We start from the raw sequence: 24,254 nt of genomic DNA on the forward strand, positions 1-24,254 counted from the left end.
TCATCCAAACATGACAGCAGTCAAAACAAAATCGAGCCCCAGCACAGCCAGGGAGGAGTGTACTACAGTGCGCGTTGTCGCCTGGGAGATGCCCGCCGCCGTAGGCTTGGCATCATAGCCATTGAACAGCGCAATCCAGGTAACCACCAGGGCAAACATCAGACTCTTGATAAAGCCTTGCACCACATCTTCATTCAAATCCACGGCGGCCTGCATCCCGGACCAGAATGAACCTTCATCGGCCCCCAGCCAGTCCACACCCACCAGCTTGCCACCATAGATGCCAACCAGACTGAACATCAGCGCCAACAGCGGCAAGCTGATGATTCCGGCCCAAAAACGAGGCGAGACAATGCGACGCAGTGGATCTATGGCCATCATCTCCAGGCTGGAGAGCTGCTCGGTGGCCTTCATCAAACCAATTTCGGCTGTCAGGGCCGAACCCGCGCGCCCGGCAAAGAGCAGAGCCGCCACGACCGGGCCCAGCTCACGCAGTAACGAGAGGGAGACTAACGGCCCCAGGCTACTTTCCGCACCATACTCCACCAGCACGTTATAACCCTGCAACCCCAGTACCATGCCAATAAACAGGCCCGAAACCAGGATGATGAGTACCGACTGCACCCCCACCACATAGAGTTGCTGCACCAACAAGGGAAAATGTTTACGTGGCTCGGGCCGCCCCACCAAGGCGTGATACAGCATTATGGTGGCACGCCCTATCGCCAGCAGGTTTTTCATGCCACGACGGCCTAATTGAGAAATACGCTCCACCAACATCTAGAGATCCTGCAGATAATCGTTGGCCGGGTAATGAAATGGCACAGGGCCATCCGGCAGACCCTGAACAAATTGCGCCACCTCGGGGTTGGCTTCGTCACGCAGCTGAGTCGGCGTACCATGAGCTACCACCTTGCGGTTGGCGATGAGATAGACGTAATCGGCAATACTCAATACTTCGGCTACATCGTGAGAGACGATGACCGAGGTAATGCCCAGCGTCTTGTTGAGCTGACTGATGAGCTTGACCAAGACCGCCATGGTGATGGGATCCTGACCAGTAAAGGGCTCATCATACATGATAAGTTCTGGATCCAGGGCAATGGCGCGCGCCAGGGCCGCCCGACGCGCCATGCCGCCAGAGAGTTCGGAGGGCATCAACTGAGCGGCGCCACGCAGACCGACACACTCCAGCTTCATCAGCACCAGGGTGCGGATCAGCTCCTCGGGTAAGGCGGTATGTTCACGCAGAGGAAAGGCCACGTTATCGAAGACATTCAGACCGGTAAACAGGGCCCCACTCTGGAACAGCATGCTCATACGTTTGCGCAGGGTATAAAGCTCCCTGCGGGATAGCGCCGGAACATTCTGACCATCAAACAGAATCTGCCCATGATCGGGACGGATCTGGCCGCCAATCAACCGCAACAGGGTGGTTTTACCAATGCCACTGGGCCCCATGAAGGCCGTGATCTTGCCACGGGGTATGGTCAGACTGACGTTGTCATACAGGAGTCTATCACCGTGGCTGAAACTCAGATCGGAGACCTGGATTAAATCATCACTCAAATGGAGCTCCACTATTCGGTCGATTATCGCGCATAGTATAGGGAGCGTGATCATTCTCGCAACCTTAACCGGCCCTTAACCCGATCTGGTTGAGTTTTTGTTTAGGCCAGGCTGCCCCCCTCAATTCGCATCTGTCGCCCGACTCCCATATAATCGCCAGGTAACGGTTGCGGAGTCCGCGTTAATGTCAGCACAGTTTGATTATCGCCAGAGCGCCAATCGCGTTCTGGATATTGAGATTGCCGCCCTGCAGGGGTTGCGTGAATTCATCAATGACAACTTCGTCCACGCCTGCCAGCGCTTGCTAGCCTGCCAGGGTAAGGTGGTGGTCATGGGCATGGGTAAATCCGGGCACATAGCCCGCAAGATCGCCGCCACCCTGGCGAGCACCGGCACCCCGGCCTTCTTCGTACACCCTGGTGAGGCCAGCCATGGGGATCTGGGCATGGTCAGCCCGCAAGATGTGGTGATCGCCATCTCCAACTCGGGCGAGAGTAATGAAATCATAGCCTTGCTACCTGTGCTCAAACGCTGGGGCAACCCACTGATCTGCATGACGGGCAACCCCCACTCCACCATGGCTCGCGAATCCAACGTGCATCTGTGTATCCAGACCCCCCAGGAGGCCTGCCCATTGGGGCTGGCGCCTACCTCCAGCACCACGGCCACGCTGGTAATGGGCGATGCTCTGGCTGTCGCCCTACTGGAAGCCCGCGGCTTCACCGCAGATGACTTTGCCCTCTCTCATCCTGGTGGGGCCTTAGGCCGCAAGCTGCTGCTGCGCAACAGGGATCTGATGCATAGTGGTGAGCTGCTACCCGCCGTGCCCCGAGATGCCACTATCAGTCAGGCTCTGCTTGAGATGAGCCGTAAGGGACTAGGCATGACAACCGTGATCAATGGGGATGGTACTCTGCTCGGCATCTTCACCGATGGGGATCTGCGACGCATCCTGGATCAACAGCTGGATATTCACCATACTCCCATCTCGCAAGTCATTCATGTCGGTTGCATTACCGTGCCTCCCGATATGCTGGCCGCCGAGGCGGTGCAACTGATGCAAACGCGCAAGATCAACGGCTTGGTCGTGGTCGATGACAACAATCGACCACTGGGAGCCTTCAACATGCACGATGTACTCAAGGCTGGAGTAGTCTAACCATGGTCGAAACCCTATATGGCCCCATCTCCAGCGAGCTCTACACTGCCGCAGGCGAAATTCGGCTGCTGGTCTGCGATGTGGATGGCGTCCTCTCCGATGGCCGCATCTACTTGGGCAATAACGGCGAAGAGCTCAAGACCTTCCACACCAAGGATGGTTTTGGTCTCAAAGCCATCCGGGATATCGGTATCGAAGTGGCAGTCATCACAGGGCGCTCATCGCGTATCGTGGCCGATCGTATGCAGAGCCTGGGGATTGAGCATGTCTATCAAGGCCAGGGCGATAAACTGCCCGCCTTCCAGGATCTGCTGGACAAGCTGGGTCTCACGGCAGCTCAAGCCGCCTATATAGGTGACGATGTCATCGACATCCCCGTGATCCGTCACTGCGCCGTGGGGGTGGCAGTCGCCGATGCCCATCCACTGGTGCGGCGAGCCGCCAGATGGGTCACCACGCTCAAGGGGGGAGAGGGAGCGGTCCGCGAGGTGTGCGATCTGCTGCTGCAGGCCCAGGGGCATCTGGAGTCGGCCAGCGGAGCCTCGATATGAACCGACAGAATCTGGGCATACTGCTGCTGTTTATCTGCGCCTTGGTACTGTGGCGCTGGTTTGATCCGAGTCAGGATGAGCTGGATGGTCATACCCGTGCCATCTTTCAACCCAATTTTACTGCACGCCAGTTGACGACCCTGCACTATGATCAACAGGGGCAACTCAAACAGCGGCTCCAGGCCAAGTATGCCGAACACTACGACCAGCTGGAGATGACCGAGCTGGAACAGCCTGTCATCACAGTCAATGATGCCCAGGGCCGCCCTGATTGGCGCATCACGGGCCAAAAAGGGGTGCTGAATAAGGATGACAATGCCATCCTGCGTGAACAGGTGAAGATAGATAATCTACAGCCTGATAGTGCCGTGACACAGATCCGCACCGAATATCTGGAGATGGACCTAGGCAGCCAGCAGGTTCGGACCAATCTCAAGGTTGAGATGGAGGGCCCGGGTTTTCACAATCAAGGGGTTGGCTTCAAAGGCCAGCTGAAGCAAAAAATTTATCAATTACTGGGTAACAGCCATGCCGTCTATTACAACCCACCCCATTAAGTTGCTCTGTTGTCTGCTGCTATGCGCCTTTGCTGTACAGGCCAAGCAGTCAGACTATAAAGAAAAGATCTATGTAGACTCACTGCGCCAGCAGGCTGAGCTCGCCTCCAACAAGATCACCTTCCTCGATGACGTCATCATCACCCAAGGCACCATCAAGATCACCGCCGACAAGGTAGAGGTCATTCGCCATGGCGAGCAGGGGGCCGAGGAGATGATCGCCTACGGCAAGCCCGCCACCTTCTTCCAGGTGCTGGATAATGGCAAGCCAGTCAATGCCAAAGCGGATCAACTAAGCTACAAGCTCAAAGAAAAACTGGTGGTGCTGACGAATAATGCCGAGCTGAAACAAGAAGATAGCCAAGTTAATGGCGACCTCATCCGCTATGACATCGAAAAGCAACAGATGATGGCCGAAAGTGCCAAGAAGGGCTCCCGGGTGAAGACAGTGTTCCTACCCGAGCAGGTGCAGCAGCAGAACAGCAAGGGGGGTAAATAATAGATGAGCCTGCTCAATGCCCAGCACCTGCAAAAAAGCTACAAGAGCCGCAAGGTAGTCAGTGATGTCAGCCTGCAGGTAGAGACAGGCCAGGTCGTGGGTCTACTCGGCCCCAACGGCGCCGGTAAGACCACCTCATTTTACATGATAGTGGGCCTGGTACCCCAGGATGGCGGCAGCGTCACCATAGATGACATGGACATCACGACGCTGCCCATGCATGAACGGGCCCGCAACGGCATCGGCTATCTCCCCCAGGAGGCCTCCATCTTCCGTCGACTGACGGTGGAGGAGAATCTGATGGGCGTACTTGAGGTTGGCCAGAACCTCAGCAAGGCTGAGCGCTTGGATAAGATGGAGTCCCTTCTCGAAGAATTTCACATTACCCATATCCGCAAGAACCTTGGCATGAGTCTCTCCGGTGGCGAGCGACGACGGGTAGAAATCGCCAGAGCCCTGGCTGCCGAGCCCAGATTTATTCTGCTGGATGAACCCTTTGCCGGTGTGGATCCCATCTCGGTCATCGACATCAAACGCATCATTGAGCATTTACGGGATCGCGGGCTTGGGGTATTAATTACCGATCATAATGTACGGGAAACCTTGGATGTCTGTGAGAAAGCCTATATCGTCAGTCATGGTCAACTGATTGCCGAAGGCACTCCCGACGAAGTTTTGCACAATGAACAAGTGAAACAGGTCTACCTGGGCGAAGGATTCACCCTCTAGCAATTGATGCTGAGACTGATTATTCACAAGTACAGCATAAGGACACACCAACGTCGATGAAACCGACTCTACAGTTGCGACTGGGCCAATCGCTGGCCATGACGCCACAACTTCAGCAGGCCATCCGCTTGTTGCAACTCTCCACCCTGGAGCTACAGCAGGAGATCCAGCAAGCGCTGGATGCCAATCCGCTGCTGGAGCAGGAGGAGAGTGACAACCTGGACGCGCCTCAAGTGTCGGAGGAGCATGACGCTGAGCATGACAACGAACACGATGAGAGCCAGATGGACACAGGCGAGGCACTCAATCAGGATAATATGCCCGATGAGCTGCCCATGGATACCACCTGGGATGAGGTCTATACCGCCGGAGCCAATCAACCCAGTGGCCTGCCCTCCAGTGACGATGACTCCATCTATCAGGGGGAGACCACAGAAACCCTGCAGGACTATCTGCTCTGGCAGATGCACCTGACCCCGTTCAGCGAGCTGGACCAGGCCATCGCCCTCTCTATCATAGATGGCATAGATGAGTCCGGCTATCTGACCACAGAGCTGGACGACATACTGCAGGCGGTGCAGGCCGACGATAGAGAAGTCGATCTGGATGAAGTGGAAGCCGTGCTCAAGCGCATCCAGCACTTCGATCCTATCGGGGTCGCGGCCCGCAGCGTGCAGGAGTGTCTACTCATTCAGCTGGGCCAATACGCCCCAACCACACCCTGGCTCGCCGAAGCCAAGGTTATGCTGCAGGAGCACATGGATCTGCTGGGCAGCCGCGACTACCGCAACCTGGCGCGCAAGATGCAACTCAAGGAGGGGGATCTGAAAGAGGCGCTGGATATCATCCTCAACCTGGAACCTCGCCCGGGTAACAGCGTCATCCAGAGTGACTCCCAATATGTCATTCCCGATGTGGCCGTCAGCAAGAAGCACGGTAAATGGATGGTCGAACTCAACCCGGATGCCATGCCCAAGATCCGCATCAACGAAACTTACGCCGCCATGGCCCGCCATGCCCGCAACAGCAGCGACAGCCAGTTTATTCGCTCACACTTGCAGGAGGCCAAGTGGTTCATCAAGAGTCTGGAGAGCCGTAACGAGACCCTGCTCAAAGTAGCCACCTGCATAGTGCAACAGCAACAAGACTTCTTCGAGTATGGTGAAGAGGCGATGAAGCCCATGGTACTGAACGATGTGGCCGAGTCGGTGGAAATGCATGAATCCACCATATCCCGGGTAACCACACAAAAATTCATGCATACCCCCAGAGGAATTTTCGAACTTAAATACTTTTTCTCCAGTCACGTCAATACTGATAATGGAGGGGAGTGCTCATCCACCGCGATCCGGGCCTTGATCAAGAAACTGGTCGCAGCGGAAAATACGGCAAAACCCTTAAGCGATAGCAAGATCGCGGATTTGCTTACAGAACAAGGTATTATGGTAGCCAGACGGACTATCGCGAAATATCGTGAGTCTCTCTCTATACCCCCGTCCAGTCAGCGCAAACGCCTGCTGTAGACCAACAAAAAGGAAGACGTTATGCAAATTAACCTGTCAGGTCATCATATTGAAATCACCGACCCGCTGCGTGACTTCGTAAATAGCAAATTTGCCAAACTGGAGCGTCACTTCGAACAGATCAATAATGTTCAAGTTATTCTGACAGTTGAGAAGCTCAACCAGATCGCCGAAGCCAAACTCAACGTCAATGGCGGTGAGATCTTCGCTAACTCCCAGCATGAAGATATGTACGCCGCTATCGACGCTCTGATCGACAAGCTGGATCGCCAGATCATCAAGCATAAAGAAAAGTTAAACAGCAAATAAGCATGCTAATTCAGGACTTTCTCAGCAGGGACTGCACCCATGGTGCGGTCCCTTGCTCTAGTAAGAAGCGCGCCATCGAGCTCATCAGCGAGCTGGCCGCTCGCCGCCTGGGTCTCGATGAGCAGGATCTTTTCGAGCGCCTGCTGGCCCGCGAGAAGATGGGCAGCACAGGTATAGGCGGTGCCATTGCCATACCTCATGGTCGCATCCCCGACGGTCACCCGCTGACCGCAGTGTTTCTCACCCTGGAACAACCCATCGCCTTTGATGCCATCGACAATCAACCGGTCGATATCCTCTTTGCCCTGTTGGTGCCCGAGAGCGAGTGCAAGATCCATCTCAAGACCCTCTCCCTCATCGCCAGCAAGCTCAATGACAAAACCTTCTGTCGTCAACTGCGGCAAGCCGCCGATGACGATGCCCTCTACCAACTGATGATCACCCCTTGAGCAGCCTATGAAACTCATAGTCGTCAGTGGCCGTTCCGGCTCAGGCAAGACCATAGCCCTGCGCGTACTGGAAGATCTCGGCTACTACTGTGTCGATAATCTGCCTGTCTCCCTGCTGCCCCATCTGGTGCGGGAGCTGCGCGACAAGTATGACCAATTGGCTGTCAGCATAGATGTGCGTAACATCCCCGAGCAGAGTGACGAGATAGACACCCTGTTGGGGCAGATCCGTCAGGCCAGCGATATCGAATTCTCCAGCATCTTCACCGATGCCGACAACGCCACCCTGATCAAGCGTTACAGCGAAAGCCGCCGTCTGCACCCCCTGTCGCGCAAGCAGCTCTCGCTGGATCAAGCCATCATCTATGAAACCAACCTGCTTGCTCCCCTCTCCTCCAGTGCCGACCTGCGCATCGATACCAGCCACCTCAGCATCCACGAGCTGAGCGAGCAGATCTGCGAACGGGTTCTGGGCAAAAAAGAGAAAGAGCTGGTGCTGGTGTTCGAATCCTTTGGCTTCAAGAATGGCACCCCCAAAGATGCCGACTTCGTCTTTGATGCCCGCTTCCTGCCCAATCCACACTGGGTCCCCGAGCTCAAGCCCCTCACGGGTCTGGATGAGCCGGTGCGCCGTTTCTTCATGGCCCAACCCGATGTGCTGCTCTATACCCAGCAGATCGATAACCTGCTCATCACCTGGCTACCCCATCTGGAGCGCAACAACCGCAGCTACGTGACCGTAGCCATCGGCTGCACCGGGGGCCAACACAGATCCGTCTTCATCACCGAACAACTGGCGGCCAGCTTCCGCGGCCTAGGCAAGAATGTGCAGGTGCGGCACCGCACCCTGGAGAATAAACATGCCCCGCGTTGAGAAGACCCTACCCATCATCAACAAGTTGGGGCTGCATGCCCGCGCCGCCATCAAGCTGGTTCAACTCACCTCTAGCTTTCGCGCCACCATCATGGTGTGCAACGGTGAGAAAGAGGCCAGCGCCGACTCAGTGATGGGTCTGCTGATGCTGGAAGCCGCCCAAGGCCAGACCATACGCGTGGTCTGTGAAGGCGCAGATGCCGAACCCGTGATGGCTGCGGTGGAACAGCTAGTGGCCGCCCGCTTTGATGAAGCGGAATGAGTCTGACCTCCCGAAACGACAAAGGGCTACCCATGGGTAGCCCTTTGTTATGGCTATCATTCAGATAAGCTAGTTACCCGCCACCTTCATGTTTTCCAGCAAGATAGAGCCTGAACGCAGGCTGGAGCGCTCATCCCAATCACTGCCCACGGCGACCATGTTGCGGAACATCTCCTTGAGAGAACCCGCTATGGTGATCTCCTCGACCGGATAGCAGATCTCACCATTCTCGACCCAGAAACCTGCCGCGCCGCGGGAGTAATCCCCCGTGACTATGTTGACCCCCTGCCCCATCAGCTCGGTGATCAGCAAGCCGGTGCCCATCTGCTTGAGTAGCTCAGCCTGGCTTTGGCCCTGACCCGACACCTGCCAGTTATGGATGCCACCCGCATGGCCGGTGGAGCGCATGCCCAACTTGCGCGCCGAGTAGGTGGTGAGCAAGTAACTCTGCAGATTCCCCGCCGCTATGATGGTCATATCCCGGGTGCATACCCCTTCGGCATCAAAGGGGGAACTGGCCAGCCCTCGTGGCAACAGCGCCTGCTCTTCTATGCTCAACCACTGCGGGAAGATCTGCTGACCCAGAGAATCGAGTAAAAAAGAGGATTTGCGATAGAGATTGCCACCGCTGATAGCGGAGACCAGATGACCAAACAGGCTGGTGGCCGTATCCGCATTAAACAGCACAGGCACGCTGGTGGTCGCAATCTTGCGGGCACCAAGGCGCGAGACGGTACGAGTCACAGCCTCATCGGCAATGCGCTCCGGGCTCCAGAGATCCTCGATGGCACGACAGGAGGAGTAGCCATAGTCTCGCTGCATCTCACCCTCCTGCTCCCCGATCAGCACACAGCTCAAAGAGTGGCGGGAGCTGGCATAGCCTTTGACGAAGCCATGGCTGTTGCCATACACCTTGACGCCGTGATGGCTGCTGAAACCCGCCCCATCCGAGTGCTTGATGCGCGGATCCTGCCCCAAGGCATGGGCCTCGCAACGGCGCGCCAGATCCAGACCAAACTCGGGGTTAGGCTCGATGGGATGCAGCAAGTCCAGATCGGGAGCCTCCCACGCCAGCCACTCCGCATCGGCCAGACCCGCATAGGGATCGGCCGAGGTGTGCCGCGAGATCTCGATAGCGGCCTCAACGGCACGACGCACGGCGCCCGCCGAGAGATCGGTGGTGGATGAGGAGCCCTTGCGGCCATCACGATAGATGGCGATCCCTAAGGCACCATCCTTGTTGAACTCTATGCTCTCGACCTCACCACCCCGGGTGTTGACCGACAGCCCAGTCTGTTTACTGATGGAGACTTCGGCATTATCCGCCCCCAATTGACGAGCCGTCGCCAGCGCCTCGGCTACGACCGACTCCAAATGCGTCTGTTCATGACGAACTTGCTGCTGCAGATCCATAGTTACTACTGTCCGTTCTTCGTGAGCCAATCAGACTATCACAGCCCAGCACGCAACGGGAGAAACTGGTAAGATAATAGACATGTGAACAGGATAAGAAACGCCATGACTAATCAATTTGAGCAACAACAAGATGACGAGTGGGAAGATGATCTTCCCAGCAAGAGCCAGCTCAAGCGCGACTCGGACGCGCTGCAGGAGCTGGGGGTGGAACTGGTAAACCTCAAGCCCACCGAGCTGGCCAAGGTGCCGCTGGACGAAGAGCTGGCCGATGCCATCGATCTCGCCCACCGTCTGCGCGGCAAGAAGGAGGCTTGGCGCCGTAATCTGCAGTTCATCGGCCGCCTGATGCGCAGCCGGGACATAGCCGAGATAGAGCAGGCGCTGGATGTGATCCGCAGCCGCCATGTGGCAGGCAATGCGCGGATGCACAAGCTGGAACTACTGCGGGAGAAGCTGATCGAGCAAGGCGATGATGCAATCAATGAGCTGCTGGAGAAGCACCATGAGCTGGATAGGCAAAAACTGCGGCAACTGGTGCGCCAGGCCAAGAAGGAGCGACTGGAGAACAAACCGCCAGCGGCCTTCCGCGAACTGTTCCAATACCTGCGCAGTGAGCTCGAAGAGATCATCTGAGCCGGGAGCAGAGCGAGAGAGAAAAAAGGGCGAAGATTCGCCCTTTTTTGTTGCTTGCGGTATGAAGCCCGAGTGGCGTTAGCGGGTGCCGCCGACCGTTAACATATCCAGCTTGAGCGTCGGCTGGCCGACACCAACCGGCACACTCTGACCATCCTTGCCACAGACCCCCACCCCGGCATCCAGCGCCAGATCGCGTCCCACCATGGAGACCTGCTGCATGGCCTCGGGTCCGTTGCCGATCAGGGTAGCCCCCTTGAGCGGCGCGGTGATCTTGCCATCTTCGATGAGATAGGCCTCGGAGGCGGAGAAGACAAACTTGCCGGAAGTGATATCCACCTGACCACCACCGAAATTGGGCGCATAGATGCCGCGCTTCACCGAGGCGATGATTTCCGCCGGATCGTACTGACCGGCCAGCATATAGGTATTGGTCATCCGCGGCATGGGCAGATGAGCATAGGACTCACGACGGCCATTACCGGTCGGGGCGACCCCCATCAGCCGCGCATTCATCTTATCCTGGATATAGCCTTTGAGGATCCCCTTCTCGATCAGCACGTTGCACTGACCCGGCGTCCCCTCATCATCTATGGTTACCGAGCCGCGGCGACCGGAGAGGGTGCCATCATCCACTATGGTGCAGTGCTCGGACGCCACCTTCTGGCCAATCTTGCCAGCAAAGGCCGAAGAGCCCTTACGGTTAAAGTCCCCCTCCAAACCGTGGCCTACCGCCTCGTGCAGCAGCACACCGGGCCAGCCCGGGCCCAGCACCACAGGCATGGCACCGGCAGGTGCATCTATGGCCTCCAGATTAACCAGCGCCTGACGTACGGCCTCACGCACATAGCCCAAAGCCCGCATCTCGTCGCCGACCGGATCGAAGAAGTAGTCATAGCCGAAACGACCACCACCGCCTGAGCTGCCGCGCTCACGGCGCCCATTGCGCTCGGCCAGCACGGTACAGTTGAGACGCACCAGAGGGCGAATATCGGCACACAGGGTGCCATCGGTTCCTGCCACCAGCACCTCCTCATAGACGCCAGAGAGGGAGGCGATCACCTGATTCACCGCCGGATCCAGGGTGCGGGCGAAGCGATCCATCTGCTCTAACAGCGCAATTTTCTGCTGTTTATCAATGGAGTCTAGCGGGTCTATAGCCGGATAGAGCGCGGGCGGCTGGTGAGGTTGCCAGATACGGATCTCGCCACTGCCACCGCTATCGGCTATGCCGCGAGCAGCGATCACCGACTGGCTCAGGGCCAACAGGGAGATCTCATCGGAATAGGCAAAGCCGGTCTTCTCACCGCTGACGGCACGAACCCCGACCCCCTGATCTATGTTGTAGCTGCCATCCTTGACTATGCTGTCTTCCAGCACCCAGGACTCATGATAACTGCTCTGGAAATAGAGATCGCCGAAGTCGACCCTGTGGCTCATCAGTTGGCGCAGCAGACGGGCCAGCATGGCCTCATCCAGATCATGGGGTAACAGCAGGCGCTCGGTCACTTGGTTTAACAGCATCACTCTTCGTCTCTCCACCCGTTGCGCAATCTGGCATGACGCAACACGGGCATATCATGGCGGATCTTATTGAGGTAGCGCGGATCCAGCTCAGCATGGATCACGCCAATATCGTTTTCTAGCTCGGCCAGCACCTGGCCCCAGGGGTCGATGATCACCGAATGCCCCCAAGTTTGCCGCCCCCCGACATGGGTGCCGCACTGGTTGGCCGCCACCACATAACACTGGTTCTCTATGGCCCTGGCGCGTAACAGCGGCAACCAGTGAGCCTCACCCGTGACCTTGGTAAAGGCCGCCGGGACTAACAGTATCTGGGCACCCGCAGCCCGTAATTGCCGATAGAGCTCGGGAAAGCGCAGGTCATAGCAGATGGAGAGGCCCAAATCACCGAAGGGCGAGGCAACCACCTGCCACTGCTCACCCGGTACAAAACTGGCTGACTCCCGGTAACTGCCATGACCATCGGCCACCGCCACATCAAATAGATGGAGCTTATGGTAATGGCCCTGTAACACACCGCTGTCATCATAAACCAGCTGGGTGGTATGAACCCGTGTCTCGCCCGGGCAGAGGGTGGGCAAGGAGCCCGCCACCAACCAGATGCCATATTCTCGGGCCCAGGCCGCCAATTGTTGCTGGATGGGGCCCGCCCCCAAGGGCTCGGCTAAGGCCTGATAGTCGGCAGGGCCGCCCAAACAGGCAAAGTTCTCCGGCAACAGCACCAAACAGGGGCGACTGGCGGGCAGCGCGGCCAACTGGGATGCGATTTGTTGACGATTACGCTGCCAGTCTGCGGCACCATTGAGCTGGATTGCAACTACTATCATGGCTTGAGTGCCTCCTCATAGGCGCGGGGGATGTTTTTCAGCTGCCCCTTCTCCCGTCCCACCTCAATGACCTGAGGATCGCGGATATCGCCACCGATATGAAAGTTGATACGGGTGATCACATCGATCACCGGGGCCAGCAAAGTGGAGGCGGCCAGCACATAAATGCCGGTCACCGGCGTCACCACAAAGGCGGTCGCCAGTGAGAGGCCATTGGTGAAATTCGGCGTAAAGCTAAGCTGATAATCCAGCTGCTGCGAGTTCAAGTCCACCTGCCCTGCCCCGGTAATATTCCCGGCATCCCCGTCCAGACGAAAATCCTGATTATCTATGACGCCCTGTTTAGCCTTGGCAGTGAAGGCAATGCGCTTAAAGTAGAACCCCTTCTCGAATACGTCGCTGAAATCCAGGTTGAGGCGTCGCAACACGCCATTGAGCGAGAGCAGAGAGAGTAGACGGGTACCGGGCGTATCCAGCTTACGCAACAATCCGCCCTGGGTCGTAAGCGCCATGTCGCCCTGCAGAGTGCCATTATCCACTTGATAGAGCGGTCCCTGCCACTGCAGCGCCAACTTGCCTTGCGCCGGTGTTCCCACTATCCCCTGCCCCACGCCCCAGGAGAGCAGCAGACTCTCCAGACTGCCGGTGCTCAGCTTGACTTCGATGCGGCTGCTAGCCTGTTGCCCTTGTATCTGCCACTGACCTTGCCCCTGCAGCAGAGTGGTACCGTTACGCAGAGAAAAAAGCGGGACCTGCAGGGCATCTGGCTTGGGCCTGAGCTGCAGCTTGACCTCGCCCAGCTTAGCGTCATGCCATTGGCAACGATGACACACCAGATCCAGGGCCGGGATCGCGGCCAATTGTGCCTTCTGCTCTGCCAGGCTGGGCATCTCGACGGGAGGAACCACTTGGTTAATCACACTGGGGGGCATGCCCTCTGTGGTGACAGGGGAAGCGTCCCGCCAATTCAGGTAAGCCAGCTCCAATTGCCAGGGGCGGGTCGGTTGCCAATCCAGCGTGCCGGTGATTTGGTTACCCTGAACGCTAAGATGTCCCTGCTTGCCCTCACGATTGACACTCAGCAGCAGTTTGTCCCACGGCTGCGCGGCCAGTTGCACACTATTGGCGCTCACCCGATAGGCCTGCTGGCTCGGTAGCAGGGCAGGAGCCGCCGCCACCTGTTCGCCGGTTCCGCCTTGAGAGAAATCCTGCCACCAGGCCAGCCAGCCATCCAGATCCAGACGCTCGAAGGCCAGATTGATGGCGAAAGGGGCCGGGGTGAAGGGATGCTGCTGCTCGTCCTGATTGCTTAACCAGAAACGGCTGAAGCGCTGGCCCGCATGATCGAAACGGCTCTCCAGACGCAGGCCATTGTCCCAATCGGCACGGATGCGTGACTCTTTGCTCTCGCCTCTGGCCACTAGGCGTAAGGGCTGGCTCTGAGACGCCAACTTGCCATAGGGTTGTGGCAGCTCCAGCGCCAGACCGGCCAGATCCGAGGAGAGCTCAGCCTGATAGCTAAACTGAGCCTTGGGTTGCAGTCGTAGATCCAGCTTGCCCTGCCAGTTGGTTGCCCCCTGCAGGGTATCGCGCCAACCTTGGCTCCAGTTAGTGGCGCGGGCCTGCTCCCAGCGGCCATGCAACCCCAACTTGACGCGGTACTCCTGGTCTTGAGGTTCTCCCAGGTAATCCAGACGTATCGGCTGCTGCCAGAGCTCGGCCTGCAGGTTGTCGAATCGGGTCAGCCGCTCGGTGAAAAAGAGCTCGCCGCGCACCTTCTCCAGCGGCAGGCCCAGCTGCTTCACTAGCAGGCTATTGTTGGCAAACTGCACATGGCCCAGCACCTGCACCGGCTCCCCATTGATGGGGATCGCCAGTTGCAGATCGCCGGTCAAGGGTTGAGTGATGGGCAGTGCCGCCAGCGCCGCGCCCACTGACTCTTTCACGCCAGAGTGGATCAGATAGTCGCTGACTGCCTGGGCTTGCCCCGCCACATCGGCATTGATGTAGAGCACACTATCCTCGGCCAGCGTCGGGAACCAGGCATGGATATGATCCGAGCGGGCCTCCCCCAGTTTGGCCGATTGGCTCTTCATCTCCAGGGTGTCATTGGCAAATAGCAGATCCAGCGACAGGGCCGAGAGCGGACGCCAGGCCGGATCGAATTGGAAGGTGGCCTGCCGCAGCGGCACCCACGCCTGGAATACGCCACTCCCCTGATGGTAGGGAAACTCACTCAAGCGTCCATCCCAAAGAATGGTGGCACCGCTCGCCTGCCCCTGCTGTAACGCCTGGGTAAGGTAGTCAGTCAGCGGCTGTCCCATCGCTAACCTGGGGTAGTAGCGCCAGGCCTGACTCGCATCATGCAGATCGACCCGGGCCAATAGCGCCAGGTAGGGGCTGTCGTGAGCGGGCAGGGTGAGACGAAAGTCGGTATTGGCATCCAGTGCCGGTGTCACTAGTTGGATCCCCTGGCCACTCAACTCCCAGCCATCGGCTTGCCGTAACCAGCCGAGATTGGCCGTCAGCCCCTTGATGGGGATAGCTTTCGGGAAATAGGGGCCCACCCCTAAGGTCTGAGGCCCCAAGGCCAACTGCAATGCCCCGCCATCCGCCCCCAGGGCAAAATGGCCCTGCAGCGCAGAGATACCGGGTATCATCTGCCAGCGGTGCCAACTCAACTGCTCCAATTGCCCCTGCACCCGCCAGCTATCATCACTGTCACGACGGCTGAATGCTAGATCGGAGACCAGGCCGCTAGGCTGCAGGGTCTGCAAGGCCTGGGCCTGTGGCGAGTCGCCCCCTGCCAGTAGGGCCAGCAGGGGGGCGACCGCCCCCAAAGAGATAGGATCCACCTGACCGGAGAGCTGGGCCTGGCGGTAATCGAGCTGTAGCGCCCAAGGGTGCCAGGCTTGCTCATCGGCCTGCACCACCAGTTCATGACTCGCCAACTGCCAGCCATCGCTCAGGTGCAGCCATTGCAGCCGGCCACCACGCAAGGCCAACTCATGGGCCTGAGCCCCACTCCCCCAACGCAACCGGTTATCCCCCAACTGCAGCAGAGCCAGTTGCCAGGCCCCCTGCTCGCGCTCAAGCCAGAGCTGAAAATCCAGCTGCAGTGGATCCGGCTTGGTTTGAGCCGTAGAGGTTGAGGCCATGGGATCCTGGCTGGCGAGGTAGAAACTGCCCGCGAGCCGGTCAGGCTTGCGGCCATCCCCACTGAAGTCGGCAATCAGGTGGATGGGTTTGCTTACCCCCTGATGGGTCAGCGTCAGCTTACCCTCACCTCGGTGGCGTCCGGTCTGGTTTTGCCAGCGTAGCTCGGATACCTGCAACGAGCTGAGTTCACCCACGCTGGATCGCAGATGCAAGGTGCTCTGCGCGAGCGAGAACGCCTGCAGATCCTCCAGTAACCAACTGACCAAGGGGCGCCAGTCGCTATCCACAGGCGTCTGACTCCGCTCCTCTGCCCCACTTAACAACGCGCTGGAGAGCGTCAGATCGACACCACTAAATTGCAGCTCACTGACGACCCAGCGCCGCTGCACCAGGCTCTGCCACGGATCCAGGTGCAAGTTGGCTTGCTGCACCGTCAATTGCCATGGCTTATCCCCGGTTTGATGTAACGCCAGCCCCTCCAGAGCCAACCTAGGGCCATACTGACTCCAAGTCACACCGAGTCCGGCCACGTCCAGCTGGATTGCCGGATCGGGGATCAGCGCCCGCAGCAGCGGGGTGCGCTGCTCTTGTAGCCAGGGCACACCCCAACGCGCCACCGAGATAGCCAACGAGAGTACAAAGAGAAAAATGCCCAGCAGAAGCCAGGCATGGGAAGCAATACGACGCACCACTTACATCATCACCACATCAAATTGCTCTTGGCTGTAGAGCGGTTCGGCCTGAACCTTCACCTGCTTGCCGATGAAGACTTCCAGCTCGGCCAGACTATGCGACTCCTCCACATGGAGCGCCTCGGCCACAGGGAGGGAGGCATAGACCACAAACTGATCCGCATCATAGGCCCGGTTGACCCGCAAGATCTCCCGCAAGATCTCGTAACAGACCGACTCGATAGTCTTGACCCGGCCACGCCCCTTACACTCAGGGCACTGGGAGCAGAGAATATGCTCCAGACTCTCGCGAGTGCGCTTGCGGGTCATCTCCACCAACCCCAGATGGGAGAAGCCATTGACGCCAGTCTTGGCACGATCTCGCGCCAGAGCCTGCTCCAGACTCTGCAACACCCGCCGCCTATGATCTTCCGACTGCATATCGATGAAGTCTATGATGATGATGCCACCCAGATTGCGCAGCCGCAGTTGCCGCGCTATGGCTGCGGTCGCCTCCACATTGGTGTTGAAGATGGTCTCTTCCAGATTACGGTGGCCAACGAAGGCGCCGGTATTGATATCGACCGTGGTCATCGCCTCGGTCTGATCTATGATGAGATAACCGCCGGATTTGAGCTCCACCTTGCGCTCCAGGGCGCGCTGGATTTCGTTTTCCACATCATAGAGATCGAAGATCGGCGAGTCACCGGAGTAGTACTCCAGCTTGTTGGCCATCTCAGGCGCAAACTCTTCGGTGAAGAGTTTGAGCTGCTCGAAGGTGAGACGGGAGTCGACGCGGATCTTGTCCAGCTCGGCGCCGACAAAATCACGCAGGATCCGAAACGCCAGACTCAAGTCTTCATAGAGCACGCTGCAGGGCTTGTATTTGCCCCGCCGCTCCAGCACCTTGCGCCACAAGCGCTTGAGAAACAGCGTATCTTGCTCCAACTCGCGCTCCCCCACCCCTTCGGCGGCCGTGCGAATGATGAAACCACCCAGCTCATCCACGTGACGGGAGACAATATTCTTCAGCCGCTCCCGCTCCGCCTCGCTGTCTATGCGCTGGGAGACCCCCACATGGGCACTGCCGGGCATGAAGACCAGATAACGGGAAGGAAGGGTAATATCGGTCGTCAGACGCGCGCCCTTGGTACTGATAGGGTCTTTGACCACCTGCACCATGATGTCCTGGCCCTGACGGACCAGCTCGGCAATGTTGCCGACCTGAAAGTGTTCTTTTTCACGCACATCGACACATTCGGTATGCGGCACTATGTCCGAGGCGTGCAAAAAAGCCGCCTTATCCATACCAATGTCGACAAAGGCGGCCTGCATGCCGGGTAACACCCGACTGATCTTGCCCTTGTAGATGTTACCGACCAGACCTCGTTTGGCCTGACGTTCGATATGTACTTCTTGCAATATGCCATGCTCGACCAGCGCTACCCGAGTCTCGGAAGGTGTGACGTTTACCAGCAGTTCGGTCGACATTGTGACTATCCTTTCCTGCTCACAGGTGTTGTTGTAGCAGCAGATCGGTTTCCAGCAAGGGCAAGCCCACCACGGCGGTATAGCTCCCTTCGATGCGGCTGACAAATTTCCCCGCTATCCCCTGAATACCATAGGCCCCCGCTTTATCTGCAGGCTCCCCAGTTTGCCAGTATTCGGTGATCTCGGTGGCACTGAGGGCGCGGAATGTGACCTGAGTGGTCACCAGATGCAGTTGCATGCCCGCTTGGGTCGCCAACGCCACGGCCGTCATCACCTGATGAGTACGCCCGGAGAGCGCCGACAGCATGCGCCGCGCATCGGCTTCATCCATCGGCTTCTCCAGAATGGCATCATCGAGCACCACTATGGTATCTGAACCCAGCACCGGCAGGCGGCCGTCACAGGCATGCCAACCGGCTAACGCCTTATCCTGCGCCAGCCGCTGCACATAGGCTACGGCACTCTCCCCTGGCGCCAACTCCTCTGGCACATGCACGGTCAACACGACGAAGGGGTAACCCAATTGGGTCAACAACTCACGTCGACGAGGCGAGGCCGAGGCCAGATAGAGACGAGGAAGCGGAGAGGTCATGGCCATTTACCGTATATGAAATTTACGTCGCAGCTTACGCAGCGAGAGGAAGACCCAGGGCCAGAGCAGGGTGGTGCTGAGACAAGACCAGAACATGCGGTAATTCATGGTCACCACAGCGAACAGATGCTCAGCCCAAAAGACGGTCAACTGACCTAACAGGCTGATAATGCCCACCACCACGGCCTGTTGCCAGACGGAGAAGTTGCGAACCTTTTGAAACTGCATGGCTGCCACATAGGCCATAATGGCCAGCGCCAGGGCGCGCACCCCCAGGGTCGAGCCCATCAAAATATCCAGCAGCAAACCCGCAATCCAGGCGGTCCCCACATTGACTCTGTGGGGCAGGGCTATGACCCAGTAGACTATGACCAAGGTCAGCCAGTCGGGCCGATAGGGGTCAATAATGGCTGGCAATGGCAAAATCGTCAGCAGCAGCGCCAGTAGTATGGTCAGGTAGATGGAGCCTTTACCATGTCCGGTCAGATTCATTTGCTTTCGACTCCGCCACTGACAGCCGCCGGTGCCAGCGTGCCAGCCACCTCGGGCCGCGCTAGATCCGGCCACAACAGCAGTAGATAACGCAACCGATCCAGAGCGGCCAGAGGTTGTGCCTTGACGGCGGCAAAGGGTTTGCCCTCTTCATAGCTAAACTGGGTGATCTTGGCCACTGGATAGCCCATGGGGAAACGCCCTCCCAGGCCTGAGGTCATCAAGAGATCGCCGGCCTTGAGATCGGCGCTACGCGGGATGTTTTTCAGCTCCAGCTCATCCAGATTACCGGTGCCGCTGGCGATGGCACGCATATCGTTGCGCATCACCCGAACCGGAATGGCGTGACTGACGTCCGTGATGAGCAAGACTCGGCTGGTGCTCTTGCCAACGCTCACGACCTGCCCCACCACCCCTTGGTCGTTAACCACAGGTTGGCCATTGAACACCCCGTTACGTTCCCCGCGATCGATCACTATCTGGTGAATGAAGGGATCAGAGTCAACCGCCAGTATCTGGGCCACCATTTTGCGGGAATCCCCGCGCACGGGGGAGCTGAGCAACTCGCGCAACCGCTCGTTCTCTTGGGTCACCTGTCTTAAGCGCAGCAGATCGCTACGCAGCAAAAATAGCTGCTGCTCCAGCTGCTGATTATCCGCCAGCAGCTGTTCACGGGAACGGAGCTGCTCACCCAGGCCATTCGCCAGTTTACGTGGCGTGTCGGCCAGGTAGATGAGCGGGCTAGCTAGGGTGTCCAGATAGATGCGGATGCCATCAAACAGATGGAAACGGGCATCCGCGACTATGCCACCGAGCGAAAGCAGCACGGCGAAAAATAGCCTGAGTTGCAGGGACAAGCCCCGACCAAAAATAGGATTCATGCCGTCGTTCAGACGAAACCGGCCCCAAGGGGCCGGCTTCAGGGTTATTCGTAGTGGAAGAGGTCGCCACCGTGCATGTCGATGAGCTCAAGGGCTCGACCGCCACCACGGGCCACGCAAGTCAGCGGATCTTCCGCCACCACTACGGGAATGCCAGTCTCTTCCATCAGCAGACGGTCCAGATCGCGCAACAGCGCGCCACCACCGGTCAACACCATCCCCTTCTCGGAAATGTCGGAGGCCAGCTCGGGCGGCGACTGCTCCAGCGCTACCATGACGGCACTGACAATGCCACTTAGCGGCTCTTGCAACGCCTCAAGGATCTCGTTGGAGTTCAGGGTAAAGCTACGCGGTACCCCTTCAGCCAGGTTACGACCGCGCACTTCAATCTCGCGCACCTCATCGCCGGGATAGGCAGAGCCGATCTCGTGCTTGATACGTTCGGCCGTGGCTTCACCGATCAGGCTGCCATAGTTGCGACGCACATAGCTGATGATAGCCTCATCAAACTTGTCACCACCGATCCGCACGGAGGAGGAGTAGACCACCCCGTTCAGGGAGATGATAGCCACCTCAGTGGTACCGCCACCGATGTCTACGACCATGGAGCCCGTCGCTTCGGAGACGGGCAGACCGGCACCGATAGCCGCGGCCATGGGTTCATCAATCAGATAAACCTCACGGGCGCCCGCGCCTTGGGCTGACTCCTTGATGGCCCGGCGTTCCACCTGAGTGGAGCCACACGGCACGCAAACCAATACCCGTGGGCTGGGACGCATGAAATTGTTGTCGTGAACCTGCTTGATGAAGTGTTGCAGCATCTTCTCGGTCACATAAAAATCGGCAATCACCCCATCCTTCATCGGACGAATGGCGGCGATATTGCCAGGGGTACGCCCCAGCATCAACTTGGCTGCATGACCCACGGCCGCCACAGACTTGGCATTGCCGCCGCGTTCTTGACGAATGGCGACGACGGAGGGCTCATTCAGCACAATGCCTTTGCCCTTGACGTAGATCAGCGTGTTGGCGGTACCCAAGTCGATCGACAGATCGTTGGAAAACAGGCCTCTGAGCTTCTTGAACATGGTAGCGGGGGATCCTGGAATAGGGGGACTGGATAAAAACCGGCTAACTTTACCAACCCTGTGGTCATTGGGCAAGCAAACATCCGGCTAGCCTGGGGATTCCCAGGCGGAAATAGCGAGCCGAGTTCAGTTTAACAGCTCACGACGATATATGAGGCGATCATTGCCACGATAAGCGCCAAACGTAGCGCGAGCCGGCGGAAAACCGGAGAGTGAGCTCCCCTGCCAGAGGGCCTTCATCCACTCCGGTAACGTAGTCAGCGGTACCAACTCGACATACCCCCCCTGTCCGGCCCCCGGCGCAGCAAATACCAGAGCATAGCGCCCTGCCGTCGGCATAAAGTAACCCGGCACGGGGGCGCTTACACCACTACTGCCACTGCCATCACGCAGAGGGATGGAGCTCCAACTCGCCACATTCTGACCATTGAGCTGCAGAGCGGCACTGGGCAGTTGGGTGCAATTGTCTACCCCATTCACCTGGAAGCCCTGAGCCGAGCCCTGCCAATACTGCATATAGAGCGGAAGCGTCAGCGTACTCTCACCGGGGCCATTGACACTGCTGGCTAACAGACGACCATAGCGCAGATCCAGAGCCCCCAGGGTCACGGCATCGCAACCGGAGAGGGCACAACTACCCGCTTGAGTCGCCTTCATATCCGGATTGGCAATTCGGCTAAACACGGGTGACTCGTTGTCTGCGACCTGAGCCCCCAGTGCCAGCAGGCTAAAAGGGCCATCTGGCTGACCATTGGTTTGCCGGTGAAATATCAGCGGTTGATTGCTGACACTCGCCATACCGTTTTGCCAAGCCAAGGTGGCGGCGGCACTTAACCGACTAGTGAGCGCCACACCATCATCACCATTTTCCGCCACCAGGCCCAGGCTCCCCTTGGCAAAGGCCCCCCGGTAGTTTTGTGTCATCGCCCCCTTACTGTTGCGCGCAGTCAGGGTCAGGCCATAGCCAAAAGGCTGCTCCATATAGCTAAAGCCAGCACAACTGGGGCTAACCTGCCCCTGGGTCAACAAAAAATCAGTGGGGACAAAACGTCCAACAGCCGCACTGCGAGTCACTGTCGTTGCCAGATCGGCCCTGGGAACCGGCAACAGGGTGGCATCCTGATAACTGGCGTAGGGATAAAAGGTCGGGATCCAGTAACGGTAGACGCCTACCTCATCGCTAGCCACATTCATGGTGACCGTACCCGAGGTTAAATCGAATTTGCTAGTCGGCTGAGCGGGAGTCACCCCTGCTGACGGTGCCAATAACTCATGCTGCCAGCCTAGCGGAGTCGCGGCCGCACCACTGCCATTGGTGGTGAAGTTTGGCGTCACGGTGAAGGTACCCCCTTGCAGGTAACCCGCCTCGGCCGTCAGCGGGAAGGTGTCACCGGTGCGCTGGAATACACTGCAGGCCGCATACTCGGCATCACTGCTGCCATTGCAGACGGGTGCCGTGGCGGCCCGCAAACGGATGAGCGTGGGTAGCACGGCAAACGTGTCGCTACCGCTCAGACTCAAATTGCCACTGCCCCAACTGGCAGTGAGCCCCAGGGCGCCCGCATCGGTATACGCCACACGGATGTACGCTTCCCCACTGCTGCTGAAGGTCACAGGTACCACACTGTTACTGGTCACTGGGGTCGCCGTGGCCGTCGTGTTATTGCGCACGGTCGGATTCCGGGAGCCTGAGGCCGGCTGCGTATAAGTGCGACTAAAGTTGACATTCTGGGGCCCGGTCAACGCCGCCGTACAAACGGACGTTGTGCCTTGCGGCGTAGAACGGATGGCCCGCAGCAGCACATCCCCGCTCTCTTGCCCGGCATAGAGAGTCGGCACGTTGAAGCTCAGCATGCTCTCCACAAAGTTGAGGCTGCAGCTGCTATCGAGTAGACCACCACGGTAGCATTTTAGCCCACTCACAGGGGCGGGGGCTCCCGCACTGATCCCCAGGGTGACGGTGGCCGGCTTGGGGTAGCTCAGGGTGAGGCCGCTACTCTGCTGGGTAAAGGTGACGGGGTTGCTCGACCAGCTCGGGGCCACCCCGCTGACCGGCGAGGGGGTTGCCGTCAGGGTCACCGAGGCTTGGCTGGTATAGAACTGATCACAGGCGCTGTTCTGACACGCCTTGAGGGTGATGGCCGCAGGCTCGCAATTGAGGCTCTCGGTCGGGTAACTCAACTCGTAGTGATCCACCTGGTTCTGCGGCTGACAGCTGCCACCAAAATCACTGTAATTCCCCCAATTTCTCGCATCGATCTCGGCGCCACCAATCATGCGCAACGGGTTAGCTACAGTGACAGGCCCTATCACCTTGCCCTGGATCTCGATATCATTTTTTGCGCTGTAGAGGGCGGAGCTCAGGGTGGCGGTACCATTGATCGTCACCCTATCGTAAGCAATCAGGGCCAGACGTTGCCCGGCACTGATGGTAGTGGGCAGATCCTTGTTCAAGCTAAAATTACTCTGTACATAGAGCACCACCTCCCCGCTACCCTCGATGTAGAACTTGCCCTGATTCATCTGCAGATTACCAATCCAGTACTCGGCGCCAGAGGCCAGATAGAGTGTGCCATCAATGTTCAGACTCTTGATCCGCACTGGATTAGCTGCATTGGCAGGAGCAAGGTGCAATATGCCCTGATTCTGTACGCCTATGTCCCCAAACTCATTTCCACTCACTGTCTGCGTATCATTGACGTAGAGCCCTGTCGTGCTGCTGGATGTATTAAAGGAGGGCAAGATGACCCCCTGCACCGGCTGGTTAACCTTGATACAAGTGGGGCTACTGCTCTGGGAGTCGCAGTACAGCTTGGCATTATTTCCCAGGGTGAATACGGGAAAGCGCAGGCTGTCACCCGTGTTACCCCGAATGATCCCCCCACCGCCCATATCCAAAACTCCCGTGGCCATAAAGGACTGCACCGGACCTGGAAACAGGCGACATGAACCTGAGGGAACCGCAGCAAAACTCTGCGATAACATCAGCCAAGGAAGCA

Annotated in this window: 23 protein-coding genes; 11 read left to right on the top strand and 12 right to left on the bottom strand. The window is 58.1% G+C overall.

Annotated elements, in window-relative coordinates:
• Positions 1–780, bottom strand: a complete 780-nt coding sequence (gene mlaE / locus ACZYTD_RS01155; RefSeq protein ID WP_463888060.1) for a lipid asymmetry maintenance ABC transporter permease subunit MlaE — start codon at positions 778–780, stop codon at positions 1–3.
• The gene (gene mlaF / locus ACZYTD_RS01160) at positions 781–1,569 is read right to left on the bottom strand and encodes a phospholipid ABC transporter ATP-binding protein MlaF (RefSeq protein WP_463888062.1); all 789 of its coding nucleotides are present in this window, start codon (positions 1,567–1,569) and stop codon (positions 781–783) included.
• A 184-nt stretch (positions 1,570–1,753) separates the two neighbouring features.
• Here mlaF and kdsD point away from each other — a divergent pair, with 184 nt between their 5' ends.
• From kdsD to ACZYTD_RS01210, 10 genes are read left to right on the top strand one after another with little or no spacing between them, the layout of a single operon-like run.
• Positions 1,754–2,728, top strand: coding sequence for an arabinose-5-phosphate isomerase KdsD (gene kdsD, locus ACZYTD_RS01165; RefSeq protein WP_463888065.1), 975 nt, complete (start codon positions 1,754–1,756; stop codon positions 2,726–2,728).
• A gap of 2 nt (positions 2,729–2,730) precedes the next feature.
• Positions 2,731–3,279 (top strand): 3-deoxy-manno-octulosonate-8-phosphatase KdsC, encoded by a 549-nt coding sequence (kdsC, locus tag ACZYTD_RS01170; RefSeq protein ID WP_463888068.1) that lies wholly within the window; start codon positions 2,731–2,733, stop codon positions 3,277–3,279.
• Positions 3,276–3,836, top strand: a complete 561-nt coding sequence (gene lptC / locus ACZYTD_RS01175) for an LPS export ABC transporter periplasmic protein LptC (RefSeq protein WP_463888070.1) — start codon at positions 3,276–3,278, stop codon at positions 3,834–3,836. Before kdsC ends, lptC begins: the two co-directional genes overlap by 4 nt.
• Positions 3,808–4,335, top strand: coding sequence for a lipopolysaccharide transport periplasmic protein LptA (gene lptA, locus ACZYTD_RS01180; protein ID WP_463888073.1), 528 nt, complete (start codon positions 3,808–3,810; stop codon positions 4,333–4,335). The genes lptC and lptA overlap by 29 nt, the downstream gene beginning before the upstream one ends.
• 3 nt (positions 4,336–4,338) lie before the next feature.
• Entirely contained in the window at positions 4,339–5,064 is a 726-nt protein-coding gene (gene lptB / locus ACZYTD_RS01185; RefSeq protein ID WP_463888075.1) for an LPS export ABC transporter ATP-binding protein, read from the top strand.
• Positions 5,065–5,120: 56 nt separating this feature from the next.
• The gene (locus ACZYTD_RS01190; protein WP_463888077.1) at positions 5,121–6,587 is read left to right on the top strand and encodes an RNA polymerase factor sigma-54; all 1,467 of its coding nucleotides are present in this window, start codon (positions 5,121–5,123) and stop codon (positions 6,585–6,587) included.
• 21 nt (positions 6,588–6,608) lie between these two features.
• On the top strand, positions 6,609–6,896 hold the full coding sequence (hpf, locus tag ACZYTD_RS01195; RefSeq protein ID WP_463888080.1) for a ribosome hibernation promoting factor: 288 nt from the start codon (positions 6,609–6,611) through the stop codon (positions 6,894–6,896).
• Between the two features lie 2 nt (positions 6,897–6,898).
• Positions 6,899–7,345, top strand: coding sequence for a PTS IIA-like nitrogen regulatory protein PtsN (gene ptsN, locus ACZYTD_RS01200; protein WP_463888083.1), 447 nt, complete (start codon positions 6,899–6,901; stop codon positions 7,343–7,345).
• A gap of 7 nt (positions 7,346–7,352) precedes the next feature.
• Positions 7,353–8,219, top strand: a complete 867-nt coding sequence (gene rapZ / locus ACZYTD_RS01205) for an RNase adapter RapZ (protein WP_463888085.1) — start codon at positions 7,353–7,355, stop codon at positions 8,217–8,219.
• The gene (locus tag ACZYTD_RS01210; protein ID WP_463888088.1) at positions 8,206–8,481 is read left to right on the top strand and encodes an HPr family phosphocarrier protein; all 276 of its coding nucleotides are present in this window, start codon (positions 8,206–8,208) and stop codon (positions 8,479–8,481) included. The genes rapZ and ACZYTD_RS01210 overlap by 14 nt, the downstream gene beginning before the upstream one ends.
• Before the next feature lie 69 nt (positions 8,482–8,550).
• On the opposite strand, the gene pmbA is transcribed toward ACZYTD_RS01210, so the two are convergent.
• Positions 8,551–9,894: a metalloprotease PmbA gene (gene pmbA / locus ACZYTD_RS01215; RefSeq protein ID WP_463888090.1), complete on the bottom strand. Its 1,344-nt coding sequence runs from the start codon at positions 9,892–9,894 to the stop codon at positions 8,551–8,553.
• Positions 9,895–9,999: 105 nt separating this feature from the next.
• Here pmbA and yjgA point away from each other — a divergent pair, with 105 nt between their 5' ends.
• A complete protein-coding gene (gene yjgA / locus ACZYTD_RS01220; RefSeq protein ID WP_463888092.1) occupies positions 10,000–10,530 on the top strand; it encodes a ribosome biogenesis factor YjgA in 531 nt (176 codons plus the stop codon).
• 78 nt (positions 10,531–10,608) lie between these two features.
• On the opposite strand, the gene tldD is transcribed toward yjgA, so the two are convergent.
• From tldD to ACZYTD_RS01265, 9 genes are all read right to left on the bottom strand, one after another.
• Positions 10,609–12,057, bottom strand: a complete 1,449-nt coding sequence (gene tldD, locus ACZYTD_RS01225) for a metalloprotease TldD (protein WP_463888095.1) — start codon at positions 12,055–12,057, stop codon at positions 10,609–10,611.
• Entirely contained in the window at positions 12,054–12,881 is an 828-nt protein-coding gene (locus ACZYTD_RS01230) for a carbon-nitrogen hydrolase family protein (RefSeq protein ID WP_463888097.1), read from the bottom strand. Before ACZYTD_RS01230 ends, tldD begins: the two co-directional genes overlap by 4 nt.
• On the bottom strand, positions 12,878–16,729 hold the full coding sequence (locus ACZYTD_RS01235; RefSeq protein WP_463888100.1) for a YhdP family protein: 3,852 nt from the start codon (positions 16,727–16,729) through the stop codon (positions 12,878–12,880). The genes ACZYTD_RS01230 and ACZYTD_RS01235 overlap by 4 nt, the downstream gene beginning before the upstream one ends.
• Before the next feature lie 3 nt (positions 16,730–16,732).
• Complete coding sequence (rng, locus tag ACZYTD_RS01240) at positions 16,733–18,202, bottom strand: ribonuclease G (protein WP_463888102.1); 1,470 nt, start codon at positions 18,200–18,202, stop codon at positions 16,733–16,735.
• A 19-nt stretch (positions 18,203–18,221) separates the two neighbouring features.
• The gene (locus tag ACZYTD_RS01245; protein WP_463888105.1) at positions 18,222–18,794 is read right to left on the bottom strand and encodes a Maf family protein; all 573 of its coding nucleotides are present in this window, start codon (positions 18,792–18,794) and stop codon (positions 18,222–18,224) included.
• 6 nt (positions 18,795–18,800) lie between these two features.
• On the bottom strand, positions 18,801–19,286 hold the full coding sequence (gene mreD, locus ACZYTD_RS01250) for a rod shape-determining protein MreD (protein WP_463888108.1): 486 nt from the start codon (positions 19,284–19,286) through the stop codon (positions 18,801–18,803).
• On the bottom strand, positions 19,283–20,167 hold the full coding sequence (gene mreC / locus ACZYTD_RS01255) for a rod shape-determining protein MreC (RefSeq protein ID WP_463888110.1): 885 nt from the start codon (positions 20,165–20,167) through the stop codon (positions 19,283–19,285). Before mreC ends, mreD begins: the two co-directional genes overlap by 4 nt.
• A 44-nt stretch (positions 20,168–20,211) precedes the next feature.
• On the bottom strand, positions 20,212–21,255 hold the full coding sequence (locus ACZYTD_RS01260) for a rod shape-determining protein (RefSeq protein WP_463888113.1): 1,044 nt from the start codon (positions 21,253–21,255) through the stop codon (positions 20,212–20,214).
• Positions 21,256–21,381: 126 nt separating this feature from the next.
• Positions 21,382–24,168 carry a DUF6701 domain-containing protein gene (locus ACZYTD_RS01265; RefSeq protein WP_463888116.1) on the bottom strand — a complete coding sequence of 929 codons (2,787 nt, stop codon included), beginning with the start codon at positions 24,166–24,168 and terminating at the stop codon, positions 21,382–21,384.
• Positions 24,169–24,254 lie beyond the last annotated feature (86 nt).

Source organism: Pseudaeromonas sp. HNCC25DJ180 (assembly GCF_055413345.1).